At 71.9% G+C, this 15622-nt stretch carries 12 protein-coding genes; 1 reads left to right on the plus strand and 11 read right to left on the minus strand.

Translation table 11 applies throughout. From position 1 onward, the window contains the following. Window positions 1–136: 136 nt before the first annotated feature. Window positions 137–1744: a molybdopterin-dependent oxidoreductase gene (locus C1N74_RS00460; RefSeq protein ID WP_088379711.1), complete on the plus strand. Its 1608-nt coding sequence runs from the start codon at window positions 137–139 to the stop codon at window positions 1742–1744. Between the two features lie 97 nt (window positions 1745–1841). Here the strand turns inward: C1N74_RS00460 and C1N74_RS00465 are convergent, their stop codons facing one another. From C1N74_RS00465 to C1N74_RS00515, 11 genes are all read right to left on the minus strand, one after another. Further along, a complete protein-coding gene (locus C1N74_RS00465) occupies window positions 1842–3476 on the minus strand; it encodes an ABC transporter ATP-binding protein (RefSeq protein WP_137749732.1) in 1635 nt (544 codons plus the stop codon). Then, window positions 3473–4414, minus strand: coding sequence for an ABC transporter permease (locus C1N74_RS00470; protein ID WP_137749733.1), 942 nt, complete (start codon window positions 4412–4414; stop codon window positions 3473–3475). The genes C1N74_RS00465 and C1N74_RS00470 overlap by 4 nt, the downstream gene beginning before the upstream one ends. Before the next feature lie 12 nt (window positions 4415–4426). Then, window positions 4427–5383 carry an ABC transporter permease gene (locus C1N74_RS00475; protein WP_071919464.1) on the minus strand — a complete coding sequence of 319 codons (957 nt, stop codon included), beginning with the start codon at window positions 5381–5383 and terminating at the stop codon, window positions 4427–4429. A 2-nt stretch (window positions 5384–5385) separates the two neighbouring features. Further along, on the minus strand, window positions 5386–7041 hold the full coding sequence (locus tag C1N74_RS00480; RefSeq protein ID WP_258317955.1) for an ABC transporter substrate-binding protein: 1656 nt from the start codon (window positions 7039–7041) through the stop codon (window positions 5386–5388). 187 nt (window positions 7042–7228) lie between these two features. After that, on the minus strand, window positions 7229–8032 hold the full coding sequence (locus C1N74_RS00485; protein ID WP_088379706.1) for an ABC transporter ATP-binding protein: 804 nt from the start codon (window positions 8030–8032) through the stop codon (window positions 7229–7231). Further along, window positions 8029–9075: an iron chelate uptake ABC transporter family permease subunit gene (locus tag C1N74_RS00490; RefSeq protein ID WP_258317956.1), complete on the minus strand. Its 1047-nt coding sequence runs from the start codon at window positions 9073–9075 to the stop codon at window positions 8029–8031. Before C1N74_RS00490 ends, C1N74_RS00485 begins: the two co-directional genes overlap by 4 nt. Continuing rightward, window positions 9072–10124, minus strand: a complete 1053-nt coding sequence (locus tag C1N74_RS00495) for an iron ABC transporter permease (protein WP_242435556.1) — start codon at window positions 10122–10124, stop codon at window positions 9072–9074. The genes C1N74_RS00490 and C1N74_RS00495 overlap by 4 nt, the downstream gene beginning before the upstream one ends. After that, the gene (locus C1N74_RS00500; RefSeq protein WP_023953285.1) at window positions 10114–11166 is read right to left on the minus strand and encodes an iron-siderophore ABC transporter substrate-binding protein; all 1053 of its coding nucleotides are present in this window, start codon (window positions 11164–11166) and stop codon (window positions 10114–10116) included. Before C1N74_RS00500 ends, C1N74_RS00495 begins: the two co-directional genes overlap by 11 nt. 48 nt (window positions 11167–11214) lie before the next feature. Further along, window positions 11215–13104: an FAD/NAD(P)-binding domain-containing protein gene (locus C1N74_RS00505; RefSeq protein ID WP_219994749.1), complete on the minus strand. Its 1890-nt coding sequence runs from the start codon at window positions 13102–13104 to the stop codon at window positions 11215–11217. Beyond that, on the minus strand, window positions 13101–14426 hold the full coding sequence (locus C1N74_RS00510; protein ID WP_137749735.1) for an NtaA/DmoA family FMN-dependent monooxygenase: 1326 nt from the start codon (window positions 14424–14426) through the stop codon (window positions 13101–13103). Before C1N74_RS00510 ends, C1N74_RS00505 begins: the two co-directional genes overlap by 4 nt. Continuing rightward, a complete protein-coding gene (locus C1N74_RS00515; RefSeq protein WP_137749736.1) occupies window positions 14423–15613 on the minus strand; it encodes an LLM class flavin-dependent oxidoreductase in 1191 nt (396 codons plus the stop codon). Before C1N74_RS00515 ends, C1N74_RS00510 begins: the two co-directional genes overlap by 4 nt. Window positions 15614–15622: the final 9 nt, after the last annotated feature.

Here is a 15622-nt window from a genome sequence, read left to right on the forward strand (position 1 = left end):
CACGGTGCAGGGTGCGTCCTCGCGATGGCGGTGCGTTCTCGCGGCATCGACACCGCCGAATTTCCATCCGTTGCGGGCTCGGCGACGAAGACACTATGCACGGTAGGAGTGATCTGCCGATCGAGAGGCGACAGCGATGGCGAAATCGACCGCATCCGCGAACGAGGCGAAGACCCGTCGCTGGGTCTGGGGCCTCTGGAGCGCACTCGCCGGCATCGTCAGCGCGGCCGCCTTCCTCGCGGTCGCCGAGCTGATCGCGCTGCTCGTCGCGCGCGAGAGCAGCCCGATCCTCGCGGTGGGCGCCTTCGTCATCGACATCGTGCCGCAACCCCTCAAAGAGTTCGCGATCGCGACCTTCGGCTCGGCCGACAAGATCGTCCTGCTGGGCAGCCTCGCGCTCGCCGTCGTCATCGCCGCGGCGATCGCAGGCATCCTGCAGTTCTTCGTCCGGCCCTTCGGAGTCATCGTCATCGCCCTCGCCGGGGTGATCTCGACCGCGGCGATCATCACCCGAACCGGCGCCAGTCCTCTCGCGTTCGTGCCGCCCGTGGTCGGGACGCTCGTCGGAGTGCTCGTCCTGGTGTTCCTCATCACGCGCCTCCGGCGCTGGGCGGGCGCCGCGGATGCCGCTGATGCCGACACTCCCGCGGCACCGGCCGCCGAGCAGCGCGGCCTCGGTCGCCGTTCGTTCCTCGTCGCGACGGGAGGCGTCGGCATCGCTGCGGTCATCGTCGGCGTCGGCGCACGTCTGCTCAACGCGACGTCCGCGTCGGTCGACGCCCTGCGCCGCGAGCTGCGCATCCCCGAGCCGCGGTCGACCGTCACGATTCCCGACGGCGCCGAGCTCGAGGTCGAGGGCATCTCGCCGCTCATCACCCCGAACGCCGATTTCTACCGCGTCGACACGGCGCTCACCGTGCCCTCGGTCGACCCCACCACGTGGCGTCTCGTCATCGACGGCATGGTCGACCAACGCGTCGAGCTGAGCTTCGACGACCTCGTCGGCATGGGCCTCGACGAGTACGCCGTGACGCTCACCTGCGTCTCGAACGAGGTCGGTGGCGGGCTGGTGGGTAACGCGATCTGGCAGGGCGTCCCGATCCGCGACATCCTCCGCATGGCCGGCCCGCAGTCCGGCGCCGACATGGTGCTCTCGAAGAGCGTCGACGGCTACACGGCGTCCACCCCGCTCGAAGCTCTGACCGACGATGCGCGCGACGCGATCTTCGCCGTGAAGATGAACGGCGAGCCGCTTCCGCTCGAGCACGGTTTCCCGGTGCGCATGGTCGTTCCCGGGCTGTACGGCTACGTCTCGGCGACGAAGTGGGTCACCGAGCTCAAGGTCACGACGTTCGAGGCCGACGAGGCGTACTGGACTCCGCGCGGATACGCGGCCGAAGCTCCGATCAAGTTCTCCTCCCGCATCGACACTCCGCGCACGGGTACCCCGGTGGCGGCGGGAACCGTCGCGATCGCCGGGATGGCGTGGGCGCAGACCGTCGGCATCGAGCGCGTCGAAGTGCGCATCGACGACGGCGACTGGCAGGCCGCGACGCTCTCGACCCCGATCAATGCCGACACCTGGGTGCAGTGGATGCTCGAGTGGCAGGCCGAAGCGGGCACCCACTACGTCGAGGTGCGCGCGGTCAACAAGAACGGCGACACGCAGATCGAGGAGCGCGCCCCCATCGCCCCCGACGGCTCGAGCGGCTGGCAGCGGGTCCTCGTCACCGTCTCAGCCTGATCCCCGGCCAGGTCTCCCCACCCTGCCGTCGACTCGCCATCAACTGCGGATCCTGGCCCCGCCGCATCCGCAGTTTCTGGCGACTCGACGGGGCCTTTCAGGGGGCGACGGGCTCGCGGGAGCGGCCGGGGATGGCGTTGATCAGGCGGCGCGTGTACTCCTCGCGCGGGTACGTCAGCACCGTAGCGGTCGGCCCCTGCTCGACGACGCGCCCCTTCTGCATCACCGCGACGCGGTCCGAGATCTCGCGCACGACCGCGAGATCGTGGCTGATGAAGAGGTACGACACCCCCAACTGCTGCTGCAGCTCGACGAGAAGGTCGAGGATCTGCGCCTGCACCGACACGTCGAGGGCCGAGACCGCCTCGTCCAGAACCACCAGGTCGGGGTCGGTCGCCAGAGCGCGCGCGATCGCCACGCGCTGGCGCTGCCCTCCCGACAGCTCGGCGGGCCGGCGCCCGGCGGTGTCGGCGGGGAGCGCGACGCGGTCGAGCAGCTCTCGCACGCGCGCCGCGCGTCGTGTCCGATCGCCGATGCCGAACGCGCGCAGCGGCTCGTCGACGACGTCCGCGATCGTGAACCGCGGGTCCAGCGAGGCGTACGGGCTCTGGTAGACGAGCTGGAACCGGCGACGTAGCGACCGCAGCTGCTCGCGCCTAGCGGTCACGAGATCGACGCCGTCGAAGCGGATGCCGCCGGCCGTGGGCTGCTCGAGCCGCAGCGCGAGCCGCGCGGTCGTGCTCTTGCCCGACCCCGACTCGCCCACGACGGCGAGGGTCTCGCCCCGCCCGACCGCGAACGACACGTCGTCGACCGCGACGAGACGCCGGCGGCCGGGAAGCGCGAACTCCTTGCGCAGACCCGTGACCTCGAGAAGCGGGGCGGGCTGCACATCCGCTGCAGGCTGCACATCCGCCGTTCGCAGACCCGTCGCCCGCAGGCCCGGTGCCGCCGCGATGAGTGCGCGGGTATAGGGATGCTGCGGAGCCGCGAGCACGGCGCCGGTCGGTCCCTGCTCGACGATCCCACCGTTCTGCATCACGACGATGCGGTCGGCGCGGTCGGCGGCGACTCCGAGATCGTGCGTGATGAGCAGCACCGCGGTGCCGAGGGTGTCGGCGAGCGTGTCGATGTGGTCGAGGATCTGCTTCTGCACCGTGACGTCGAGCGCGCTCGTCGGCTCATCGGCGATCACGAGCTGCGGCTCGGCTGCGAGCGCCGCGGCGATGAGTGCGCGCTGCCGCATCCCGCCCGAGAACTGGTGCGGGAACTGCTGCGCCCGGGCCTCGGGCTCGGGGATGCCGGCGAGTCCGAGCAGCTGCACCGCCTGCCGGTCGGCGGCACGGCGCGAGGCGAGCCCGTGGATCACGAGCGGTTCGCCGACCTGCCGCCCGACGCGTTTGACGGGGTTGAGGCTCGTCCCCGGGTCCTGCGGGATCAGGCCGATCCTCCGGCCGCGCACCTCGCGCCAGGCCCGGGACGAGAGGCCGGTGAGGTCTTCGCCGTCGAATCGGATGGCGCCGGCGTCGACACGCGCGTTGCGCGCCAGCAGGTGGATGACGGCGTGCGCGGTCGTGCTCTTCCCCGATCCGGACTCGCCGACGATGGCGACGACCTCTCCGCGGTCGACCGAGAACGAGACATCCGTCACCGCCGCACGCGTCTCGCCGTCGACCGTGTACGACACGCTCAGGCCGTCGACCTCGAGCAGGGGTGTGAGCGGGGCGGTCATCGGGTTCCTCCGTTGCGTTCGAGAGCGCGTGAGATGCGGTTGGCAGAGAGCACGACGGCGACGATCACGAGTCCCGGGAGCGTTGTCAGCCACCAGGCGACGGCGAGGTAGTCACGCCCGCCCGACACGAGCGATCCCCACTCGGGCGTCGGCGGCGGTGCGCCGAAGCCGAGGAACGACAGCGATGAGATGGCCAGCACCATGACGCCGAACTCGAGGGCGGCGAGGGCGACGACCGGTCCCGACGCGTTCGGCAGGACGTGGCGGGCGAGGATCGTGTACCACCGCACGCCCAAGACCCGGGCGGCCTCGACGTAGACGGACGTTGCGACCTGCAGCACCTCCGCGCGCATGACGCGCGAGAACGATGCGACGCTCGCGAGTCCGACCGCGATCGCGACGTTGATCGTCCCGAAGCCCAGAGCCGTGATGAGGGCCAGCGAGAGCAGCAGGCTCGGGACCGCGAGGAGCACGTCCATGAAGCGCATGATCACGTCGTCGACGAATCCGCGCAGAAAGCCGGCGAGCAGCCCGAACACCGATCCCACCGTGAGCCCCACGACGACGGCGACGCTCGTCGCGGCGAGCGACGTGGCCGATCCGTGCACGACCCGGGCGAACAGATCGCGGCCGAGGTTGTCGGTGCCGAACAGGTGCTCGGCCGACGGCGGCTGCAGCCGGTCGCGCGCCACCCCCTCGATCGGGTCCCATGACGTGAACCAGGTCGGCGCGACCGCCCACAGCACGACCAGGGCGAGCACCGCGACGGCGAGCACGAGCGTCGGTTGGCGCAGGAATGATCGGATGCCGCGCGCGGCACGTGCCCGATCCGCTCCGGTGCGGGGCGGCCGACGGCCGCCGCTCGGCCCCCGGCCGGCGGATTCGGCGGGATCGGCGGGTTCAGCGGGGCGGATGGGGGCGTCGAGGGTGATGGCCATGATTCCTCCGGCTCAGGCGGCGACGAACGCCGTGCGTGCGAGCGTGATGCGGCGGTCGACGAGCGGGTAGACGAGATCGACGATCAGGTTGGCGACGACGAAGACGAAGGCGGCGAACACCACGACGATCTGCACGACCGGAACGTCGCGGTTGTTGACGGCGGTCACCACCAGGCGTCCGATGCCCAGCCGCGAGAACACGGTCTCGGTCACGACGGCCCCCGACAGCAGGCCGCCCACGAGCACGCCGCCCATCGTGAGGGTCGGGATGACGGCGTTGCGCAGCGCATGCCCGAACTGCACGCGGGTCTCGCCGGCACCCTTCGCGCGGACGACTTCGACGTAGGGCTGCGCGAGCGTCGAGCGCAGGCTCCGCGAGAGCAGCTGCGCGATGAACGCGCCCGAGGGGATCGCGATCGTCACGGCGGGCAGGACGAGACTCACGAAGCCGTCGTCGCCCATCGCCGGGAACAGGCGCAGCTGGAACGAGAACGCCTGCAGCAGCAGGAGACCGATCCAGAACACCGGAATGGAGACGCCGATCGGCGGAAGGGAGAACAGCAGGTTCCGCAGCCACGCGATGCGGGTGAGCGAAGCCGCGAGCGCGAGCACCGCACCCAGCGCGACGGACAGCACGAACGCGAAGCCGGTGAGGGCGAGAGTCGGAGGCAGCGCCTCGCCGAGCAGATCGGCGGCGGGGCGCCCGGTCTGCGTCGAGGTGCCGAAGTCGCCGACGAGCGCCCGCCCGAGTGCCGTGAGGTACTGCTCCCACAGGGGGCGGTCGAGCCCGAGCTCGGCGCGCAGCCGCGCCACGAGCTCCGGGTCGACCGCTTCCTGGTCGGCGCCGCCAGCGAACAGGGCCGCGGCGTCACCGGGCAGCAGATACAGGACGAGGAACGAGATCGTGTACGCCGCCCAGAGCACGACCAGTCCCTGCCCGACCCGACGCGCGATATAGGTGAGCCACATGATCACTCGGCGATCCAGGCGTCGTAGAAGTCGAGCCGGCTCGACGCCTCGAACGTCAGTCCCCGCACCTTCGAGGCCGCGGTGATGGTGGTCGACAGCTCGTAGATCGGGATGGTGATCCCCTCGGTGACGAGCGCGCGCGCCGCCTCGTCGACGACGGTCTGGCGCTGTGCGGCATCCGTGATCGCCGACTGCTGATCCAGCAGGTCGTCGACGGCGGTGCGCGTCGTGCGCCGGGTGTTGCCGGTCGGGTTGTCGGCCGTGAAGACGGTGCGCAGCACGTCGGGGTCGGACCGGGTCAGGTTGCCGTAGACGAAGTCGTAGGTGCCGTCGGCGGATGCCGCCTGCGAATCGGCGATGCTGGCGAACTTCAGCTGCAGGTCGACGCCGATCTCGCGCAGCTGCTGCTGGACGAGCTCGAGCACCTCCTTGGGCGACTGCCAGTACGTGACGAGGAAGCTGAGCTTCTCGCCGTCCTTCTCGCGGATGCCGTCGGCCCCGACCGTCCATCCGGCGTCGTCGAGCAGCTCGCCCGCGGCATCCGGGTCGTACTCCAGCACATCGCTCAGGTCGCTGAAGTACGGCGTCGACGAGGCGAGCGGCGACAGCGCCGGCTTGTCGTCGGGTCCGAGCAGGGTCGCGGTGATCTCGTCGCGGTCGATGCCCTTCTGGATCGCCAGGCGTACGTCGGCGTCGGCGAGCTTGGGCGTCGACTGGTTCGCGTAGAGGTTGTAGACGACGCCGGGGTTCGCGCGGTTCTCGCTCCAGAATCCGTCGCCCTCGAACAGCACGGCGTCGGTCGCCGAGATGCCGGTGGTCGCATCGATCTGTCCCGACTGCAGGCTGCCGGTGCGGTTGCCGGCCTCGGGCACCACGACGTACTCGATCGCGTCGAGGTAGGCCTCGCCCGTGTGGTCGTTGGTCGAGGGACCCCAGTCGTAGCCCTCGCGGCGTACGAGCGTCGCGCCCTGGTTGGGCGTGTAGCTCTCGACCGAGAACGGACCCGAGCCGACGTATTCGCCGAGGCAGCGGTCGGCCTGGCTCACCGCGGCGGTCGCTGGGGAGAGCAGGCCGAGGCTGAACGTCGAGGTCGCCTGCAGGAACTGCGCGCTCGGACGCGAGAAGGCGATCGTCACGGTGCTGTCGTCGACGACGTCGATGCTGTCGAGGTCGGCGAGGTACGACGAGCCGAGGGGTGCCTTCGCCCCGAGCGCTCGGATCGCCTCGAAGTTCGTCTTCACCGAGGCGGCGTCGATCGGCGCGCCGTCGGCGTAGGTCGCTCCGTCGCGCAGCGTGAACGTGAAGCTCGTCGCGTCGGCGTTGACCTCGTAGTGCTCGGCGAGCCAGGGCAGGATCTCGCCCGTCTCGGCATCCTGCGTCGTCAGCGAGGCGACGGTCTGGCGGGCGATCGCGATCGCGTCGTTGTTGCCGACCTGCTGGGGGTCGATGCATTGGCTGTCGACCGAGATCGCGAAGGTCAGCGTCCCGCCCGCCACGGGCTCGCCGGACGGCGACGGGCCCGCTCCGGCGGTCGTCGAGCTGCAGGCGGAGAGGAGGACGGCGCCGGCGGCCGCGCCGACGAGGAGCACGGTCGGCGCGGCGCCGCGCAGCGTGCGCGAACGGGTGCGGATGCGGGAAGGTGTGCGGAGGAGAGGCATGCGTCCCAGGCTCGCGACCATCGTCGCGGCCGGCGCGCGGCCCCGTCACACAGCGGAAGACCCCGACACGCAGCGTCATCCGCCGCCCTCCCACACTCCGTCGACTCGCCAGAAAGGGCGGATGCTGACGCTCCCTCATCCGCAATACGTGGCGAGTCGACCCCGGGCGGAGCGAGGCGGCAGGTCCTCAGGCGCGGTGGTGGCGGCCGAGGGGAGAGACGAGGGGCGCCCCGGAAGCGGGGTCGGGGATGACGATCGCGTCGATGCCGAAGACCTCGCGCACGAGGTCGGCGGTGACGACATCGGCTGGGGCGCCCTCCGCGACGATGCGCCCGCCCGACATCGCGACGAGATGGTCGGCGTAACGGCACGCGAGCGACAGCTCGTGCAGCACCATCACGATCGTGGTGCCGCGCTGGTGGTTGAGGTCGACGAGCAGGTCCAGCACGTCGATCTGGTGGCTGATGTCGAGGTAGGTCGTCGGTTCGTCGAGCAGCATGACATCGGTCTGCTGCGCGAGGGCCATCGCGATCCAGACGCGCTGGCGCTGACCGCCCGAGAGGGTGTCGACGGAGCGGTCGGCGAGCTCGGCGACCCCCGCCGTGCGCATCGCAGCGTCGACGATCGCGTCGTCCTCGGATGCACGTCGCCGCAGCCAGCTCTGATGCGGATACCGTCCGCGGGCGATGAGGTCGGCCACGAGGATCGACTCCGGCGCGACCGGCGATTGCGGCAGCAGCCCCAGCACACGCGCGACCTCCGCGGTCGGCCGCGAACGGATGTCGGCGCCGTCGAGCAGCACCGCGCCCGTGGTGGGCGTGAGCAGCCGGGCGAGAGCCCGCAGCAGCGTCGACTTCCCGCACGCGTTCGCCCCGACGATCACGGTGATCCGCCCGGGTGGCACGGCGAGCGACAGGCCGTCGACGATCGGGACTCCGTCGTAGCCGAGCGTGATCGCCTCGGCGCTGAGTCGGTGATCGGCGGTGGTCATCGGGTGCCTCCCGGTCGGGTGGGGTCGGAACGTGTCAGCAGCCAGGCGAGGGAGGGCGCGCCGATCGCGCCCGTCACGACCCCGACGGGAAAGGGGATGCCGGGTACCGCGTACTGCGCGATGAGATCCGCCGCGCTGACGAGGGCGGCGCCGACGGCGGCCGAGGCCACGAGCGAGATCGACCCCGGGCCCACGAGGCGTCGCGCGATCTGCGGCGCCATCAGGGCGACGAAGCCGATCGGTCCGCTCGCTCCGACGGCGATCGCGGCGAGGACGACGGCGGTGAGCAGCACACCGATCCGGACCCGCTGCACGCGCACGCCCAGGGCGGCGGCGGTCGCGTCGTCGAGCTCGAGCCCACGCAGACCCCGCACCTGCAGGACCAGCAGGGCGAACACGATGACCGCGACGGCCCCGCTCGTTCCGACGACGGCCCACGACGAGCCGCCCAGGCTGCCGACGAGCCACGTGTACGCGACGCTCACATCGCGGATCTCCGCACGGGTCAGCACGGTTCCGGTCAGCGCCGTCGCGAAGGCGGAGAACCCGACGCCGACGAGGATGAGCCTCATGCCGTGCAGCCCGCGGTTCCAGGCCAGGACGCCGATGAGCGCCGCGGCGACGACCGACCCGCCGGCGACGAGGCCGGTCAGTGCGATGCCGCTGGCACCGAGACCGAGCACGGCGGCCACGCCGACGGTTCCGGCGGACGCCGTCACCCCCAGCACATCGGGGCTCGCAAGCGGGTTGCGCAGCACCGACTGGAAGACGGCCCCCGCGGCGCCGAGGCAGGCGCCGACGACGACGGCAGCGAGGGCGCGCGGCATCCGGAGCTCCCAGACGACGAGCGAGACGACCGGCTGGGCGCGGCCCGTGATCGCCTCGACGACCTCAGCCGGCGAGAGCGCCGCCGGTCCCAGCAGCAGCGCAACGGCGAACAGGACGGCGACCGCGACGGCGGCGCTCGCCGAGACGATCACGACCCGGCGGGCAGCTGCTCGGCGGAGCGGCTGAGCGAGAGCTGCGGGAACCGCGCCCGTCACAGCCCCGCCATCCGACCCCGCCGCACGAGCGCGATGAAGAACGGCGCGCCGACCGCCGCGACCACGATGCCGACCTGCAGCTCGCCCGGTCGCGCGACGATCCGGGCGACGACGTCCGCCGCGACGAGGAGGACGGCGGCGGTCGGCGCTGCGAAGAGCAGGATCCATCGGTAATCCGGGCCCGCGATGCTGCGCACGGCGTGCGGCACGATCAGACCGACGAAGGCGATGGGACCCGCGACCGCCGTCGCGCCGGCTGCGAGCACGACCAGCGCGATCGCCAGAAGCAGGCGCGCGCGGTTCACCCGTAGGCCGAGGGCCGCGGCGGTCTCATCGCCGAGGGCGAAGAGGTTCAGCGTCCGACCCGACGCCAGCGCGACGGCGGCCGCGACGATCAGCACCGGCAGCACCGGAACGAGGACGTCGAGACCACGTCCGGCCAGGGCGCCGACCTGCCAGAAGCGCATGGCATCGAGCGCCTCGCGGCTGACGATGAGCACCGCCGAGACGAGCGAGAACAGCGCGGCGGACACGGCCGCTCCCGCGAGGGCCAGCTTGCCCGGGGTGGCCCCGTCGCGACCTCGCGACGACAGCACCCAGACGATGGCGGCGGCGATCGCCGCGCCGACGATCGCGAACCAGAGATACGAGTTCGGCCCGGTCGCACCGAAGACCGTGATGGCTGCGACCACCGCGAGGGCGGCTCCCTGATTGACGCCGAGGATGCCGGGGTCGGCGAGCGGGTTCCGGGTCACCCCCTGGGCGAGGGTGCCCGACAGCCCGAGCGCGGCGCCGACGATGATGCCGACGACCGTGCGCGGCAGACGTTTCTCGACGATCGCGATGTGCTCCGGATCGGCGGGGTCGTAGGCCGTCAGCGCATGCCAGACGGTGCCGAGAGGAATCTCGGACGTCCCGACCGCGAGGCTCGCGACGACGACGCCCCCGAGCGCGAGCGCGACTGCCGCCCCCGCCCAGACGCGCCGACGGGGCAGCGACCGCGGAGAGCGGCCCCTGCCCCGGGGAAGCGCGAGGGTGTCAGCCGACACGCTCGGCGACGGCGGCGAGCTGCGGAACGTACTGGTCGAGCATCCACGGGATCGACAGCACCGTGGGCGCGCTCGAGGCCATGACGAACGACTCGCCGACGATCGGGGCGAAGCGGTCCTCCTTCACCTGCGGCATGGCGGCGACGAGCGGGTCGGCGACGAACGCGTCCACGTCTGCCTGTGTGCCGAAGTAGGCCACGAGCACGTCGGACTCGAGGGCGTTCAGGTTCTCGAAGCCGAGCTGGTAGAAGTAGCTGTCGTCGTCGGGGGCGAGCGTCTCGACCGAGGGGGCGACCGTCATGCCCAGCTGGGTGAGCAGCTGTACGCGCGGGTCGTCATCGCGGAAGACGTTGAAGATCTCGGGCTGGTTGTTCGCTCCGTAGGCGAAGGACGTGCCTGCGAGCGCCGGATACTCGGCGGCGAGGTCGGCGATGTCGGCGTCGACCTGAGCGACCAGGTCGGCGGCCGCATCCGTCAGGCCCAGCGCCTGGCCGACGATAGCGGTCTGGTCCTCCCACGAGGTCGCCCAGCGCTGGTCGGGGTATGCGACGACGGGCGCCACCTTGCTGAGAGCGTCGTACTGCTCCTGCGTCAGCCCCGAGTAGGGCGCGAGGATGACGTCGGGGCGGGCTTCGACGAACTCTTCGATGTTCGGCTCGCCCGTGTCGCCGCCCGTCAGGAGCGTGGGGGTCTCGCCGCCGAGGTCCTCGATCGCATCGGCATCCCACGGGAGCACGCCGTCGACGCCGCCGTAGGCGAACGCGGGCATGGCGACCGGGACGACGCCGAGCGCGAGCACCGCGTCCTGCGCCGACCAGCCCCATGTCGCGATGCGCTCGGGCTTCTCGGGGATCACCGCGTCGCCCAGGGCGGACGTGACGGTGACGGGGAAGCCGGCAGCGTCGGAGCCGTCCGCGGCGGGTGCTGTACTCGCGTTCTGGTCCGTGGGGGCGGAGCAGGCGACGAGGCCGGCTCCGGTGATGATGAGGGCGGTGACGGCCGCGGCGGCGCGGCCCCCCGGACGTGAGAGAGCGGTGTGCATGGGGATCCTGGCTGGAGAGGGTTGTGCGACCGGTGATCCGGCCGCACGTTAGGTTACCCTAACCAGCGGCGCAGCTGCGTCGAGAACGGTGGCGACGATGGCGCCGGCGGTGCGATCCGTCTGGCGGATCGAGAGCGCGTTCGACCCCGGGCGGGTGAAGGCGCCGCTCTCGGGCAGCGACGTGAACGGTCCGAGCGCGAAGGCGGATGCCGTCGGCACGCCGTCCGCCGTCAGCACGCGGCCGTCGGCGTCGGTCAGCACCCGCGCCACCGAGCCCTGCTGCCGGGCGAGCGCGCGCAGCACGGGGTTCTCGCTGAGGGCGGCGCCGGGTCCGGGGACCCACGCGTCGACGAGGCTGCGGGCGACCGTCTCGCCCGGGACCCGCGGGCTCGAGGCGACGAAGCCGCGCTGCGGATCGATGCGGACACCGATCTCGGGTCCGAGGAAGCGGACGACCCCGGCATCCGCGAGGGCGAGGAGCTCCTCGAGGCGATGTGCGGGCGGGCCGCTCGCGACATAGCTGAAGAAGGTGTGCCACCGCCCCGGCAGCGACTGCGTGCGCGAGCGCTCGTTCCACCGCGCCGCGGGGATCTCGGCAAGCGCGAGGAACGACAGCAAGGCGGCCAGGAAGACGCCCTGCGCGGCACTGCGCTTCGGCGACGTGCGCAGATGCAGGTCGGTGACGATGTGGGCGCGCACGCGGTCGTGCGCGTCCTCGCGATCGGTGAAGGTCTTCGCGGCCAGCGGGCGGTCGAGCGACGCGACGTCGAACCGGTCGAGCGGGTCGGGCACCGCCGCCGCGATCGCCTCCAGAAGCGCCGGGTCGTCCCACGCGTGCGACTGCAGCACCGCACGGAAGGTCGGCCAGTCGCCTACGACACGGTCGGGGTGGCCCGTGAACAGCTCGCGGTAGTGGCCGTGCAGCAGCTCGCCCGCGATGAGCGGCCAGACATCGGCCTCGAAGTCGATGAGACCGGGGCGGGCCACCAGCTCGGCGATCGCCGCGGGCGTCAGCACCTCGCGCTGCGGCGCGTCGCCCTGTATCGCCGACGACACCTTGGAACGGTAGGGCACACCCCGGCGCGACCCGAGATGCAGGCGGGGCTCACGCCCCGAGGCGACGTACCGCAGGGCGCCGCCGTCGTCGACGAAGCGTCCGCCACGGCCCTGAGTGAGCAGCACGACGAGGTCGACCGCGGCCAGCCCCATGCCCCGCACGATGACGTCGTCGCCGGCTCCGAGATGGGAGAGGTCGGCATCGGCGGTGAAAGCCGGCGGCACGTACTGCAGTTGTCCGTGGCGGGCTCCCGCGATGAGGTCGGCGGTGATGGCGTCCGGTTCGCGACCGGTGTGACCCAGCGCGAACACGACGCCGTCTGCCTCGAGCTCGAGGCCGCTCGACAGGATCACGCGATTCTCCGGGCTCACGCTCGCGACGGTGTCGGGCCGCCAGCGCACCGTGACGCCGGTCGGCGCCTCGGCGACCGTGCGTCGGTAGAACCACTCCAGGTAGTAGCTGTGCAGCCGCCGCGTGGGAAAGCTGTCGCCGCGCAGCCCGCGTGCCTCGGCCGCGGCGACCTCGTCGTCGATCTCGATGCCCCGGCCGGTCGCGGTCAGCTCGCCGCTGCGCCAGAGCTCGGCCCACTCGATGAGCGAGGGCCCCGGGCGGATCGGGCCGTCGATCGTGCAGCTGTCGTCGGTGAAGACCGTCACGTCGCGCGCCATCGAATTGAGCTTCAGCAGCGGCGATTGCGCTCGCCGCCAGATCCGGCCGGCACCGGGGGGATGCGGGTCGATCAGCTCGACGTGCAGCCGCGGTGCACCGACGGTACGAGCGTCCGCCGTGCCCGCCGCGGCGCCGAACCGCGCGATGATCCGCTCGAGGAGCATGATCGCGCGCGGGCCGGCGCCCACGAAGACGAGCCGGTGGACGCTCACGCCGGTACGGATGCGGGGGCCGGAACCGCGGCCGGCAGCCCGAGCAGGTCGCGCAGCGTCGCACTCTCGCCGTACGAGTCGCGGTACGACCCGCGCTCCTGCAGGAGGGGGACGATGCGGGTGGCGAACTCGTCGAGCCCGTTCGGCGTCAGATGGCCGACGACGGTGAAGCCGTCGGTCGCCCGCTCCTGCACGTAGCGGTCGATCTCGCCCGCGATGTGCTCGGGCGTGCCGACGAACGTGTGCTTCGCCGTCAGCCGGATGACGAGCTCGCGCACGCTCAGACCCTCCGCCGCGGACAGGTCGCGCAACGAGGCGATGCGCGCTTGCACGGCCTTGTGGCGGTTGGCCCAGCCGCGTGCCGTCTCCGACCCGGTGTCGGGTTCGACGTCGGGCAGCGGGCCGTCGGGGTCGTAGCCGCTGAGGTCGCGACCCCAGACCTGCTCGAGGTAGGTCAGTGCCTGCTCGGGCCGCACCTGCTGAAGCGCGATCTCGCGCGACCGCTCGCGCGCCTCGGCATCCGTGTCGCCGATGACGAACGTCGCGGCGGGCAGGATCTTCAGCGAGTCCTCGTCACGACCCCAGGCGGCCAGGCGGCCCTTGACGTCGTCGTAGAACACGCGGGCCGCGTCGAAGTCCTGATGCAGCGAGAAGATCACCTCGGCGTGCTCGGCTCCGAAGTCGCGCCCGTCGGCGGAGTCGCCGGCCTGCACGATCACCGGGCGCCCCTGCGGCGAGCGGGGAACATCGAAGAGGGCGTCGACGTCGAACTGCGGACCCGCGTGGCGGATGCGGTGGGGCAGCGCCTCGTCCTCGTCCCATGAGTCCCAGAGCTTCTTCGACAGGGCGGCGAACTCCTTCGCGCGCTCGTAGCGGTCGGCGTGGTCGAGGAACCCGCCGCGGCGGAAGTTCGCGCCGTGGAACGCGTCGGAGCTCGTCACGGCGTTCCACCCGGCGCGGCCGCCGGACAGGTGGTCGAGCGTCGCGAGCTGACGGGCGAGCTCGTACGGCTCGTTGAACGTCGTGCTCAGGGTGCCGACGAGACCCACGTGGTCGGTGACCGCCGTGAGCGCCGCGAGGACGGCGAGGGTGTTGGGGCGGCCGAGCACGTCGAGCTCGTGCACGCGGCCCTTGTGTTCGCGCAGCCGCAGGCCCTCGGCGAGGAACACGTAGTCGAAGAAGCCGCGCTCGGCGGTGCGGGCGAAGTACTCGAAGGCCGCGAAGTCGATCTGGCTGCCCGACGTGGGATCGGTCCAGACGGTCGTGCTGTTCACGCCGGGGAAGTGTGCGGCCAGGTGGATCTGGCGGGGTGAACGGCTCACAGGGCGACCTTCTCTCGTGCCGGCGCGGAGTCTTGCGCGGGAGCGGCGTACCTGCTCGCGGGACGCGGCAGGCCGAGTCGGCCGCGCAGGGTAGCGGCGTCGTCGTCTTGCAGCACGCGAGTCGCGCGCAGCAGCGGGGTGAGCCGCTCGGCGATCGCGACGACGTCGTCGGGCTGACGTGCGGGACGCAGCCGCACGCCGTCGATCCCGGTCTCGGCGAGGGCGCGGATGTGCTCGGCGACCTCGGTCGGCGTCCCGGCGATGATCCGCGCGTCGGAGCGGAACTCGGCCCCGGCCAGGCCGTCGAGCCGCGCGAGCGCTTCGCGTGCGGCGGACGATGTCTCCTCGATCAGCACGATCACGTCGGCGAACACGCGCAGTCGCTCGGGAGAGCGGCGCAGCTCGGCGGCGGCGCCGTCGAGCTCGGCGAGGATCCCGGTGGCCGCGGCCTCGTCGTGGGGCGTGACGAACACGACATCGGCGTGCTCGGCAGCCAGTCGGAAGGGCACAGTCTGGTGCGCGAGCACCGAGATGATCGGGCGGCCCTGGGGCGAGCGGGGCACGATCGACGCGCCGGTGATCGAGAAGAACTCACCGGCGAAGTCGATGTTGTGGATGCGGTCGGCGTCGACGAATCGGCCGCTCGCGGCATCCCGGATGATCGCGTCGTCCTGCCACGAGTCCCACAGGCGTCCGATCGCGTCGGCGACCTCGCCCGCCTCGCGGAACCCGGTCTCGAGGTCGATCTCGTCGCGGCGCCCGAAGTTCGCCCGCTCGGCTGCCGACCCCCCGACGACGAGGCGGACGCCCGCGCGGCCGCGGCTGGCGAAGTCGAGCGTCTGGATGCCGGTGGCCACATGGAACGGCTCGGTGTGCGTCGTCGTGACCGTCGGGATCAGGCCGATCCGGTGGGTGAGCGGCGCGAGCGCAGCGGCCAGCAGAACCGCATCGACGCGGCCGTGCAGGCGCTGCGGGTCGGGGGCGTCGGCGTTCTCGGAGCGATCGGTCAGGGTGAGCGCGTCTTCGATGGTCGCGAAGGTGACGCCCGCCCGGTCGAGGACGCGTACCTGCTCGGTCCAGTGACGCGGTGTGGTGAGCTCGCGTGGCGAGAGGCCCGCGGCGCGCCACGCGGCGGGGTGCCAGCCGGCCCGCTCGAGAGCGACGGCGAGAAGGATGCGGTGAGACATGAGCCCACT

This window comes from Microbacterium sp. SGAir0570 (assembly GCF_005491085.2).
Classification (GTDB): domain Bacteria; phylum Actinomycetota; class Actinomycetes; order Actinomycetales; family Microbacteriaceae; genus Microbacterium; species Microbacterium arborescens.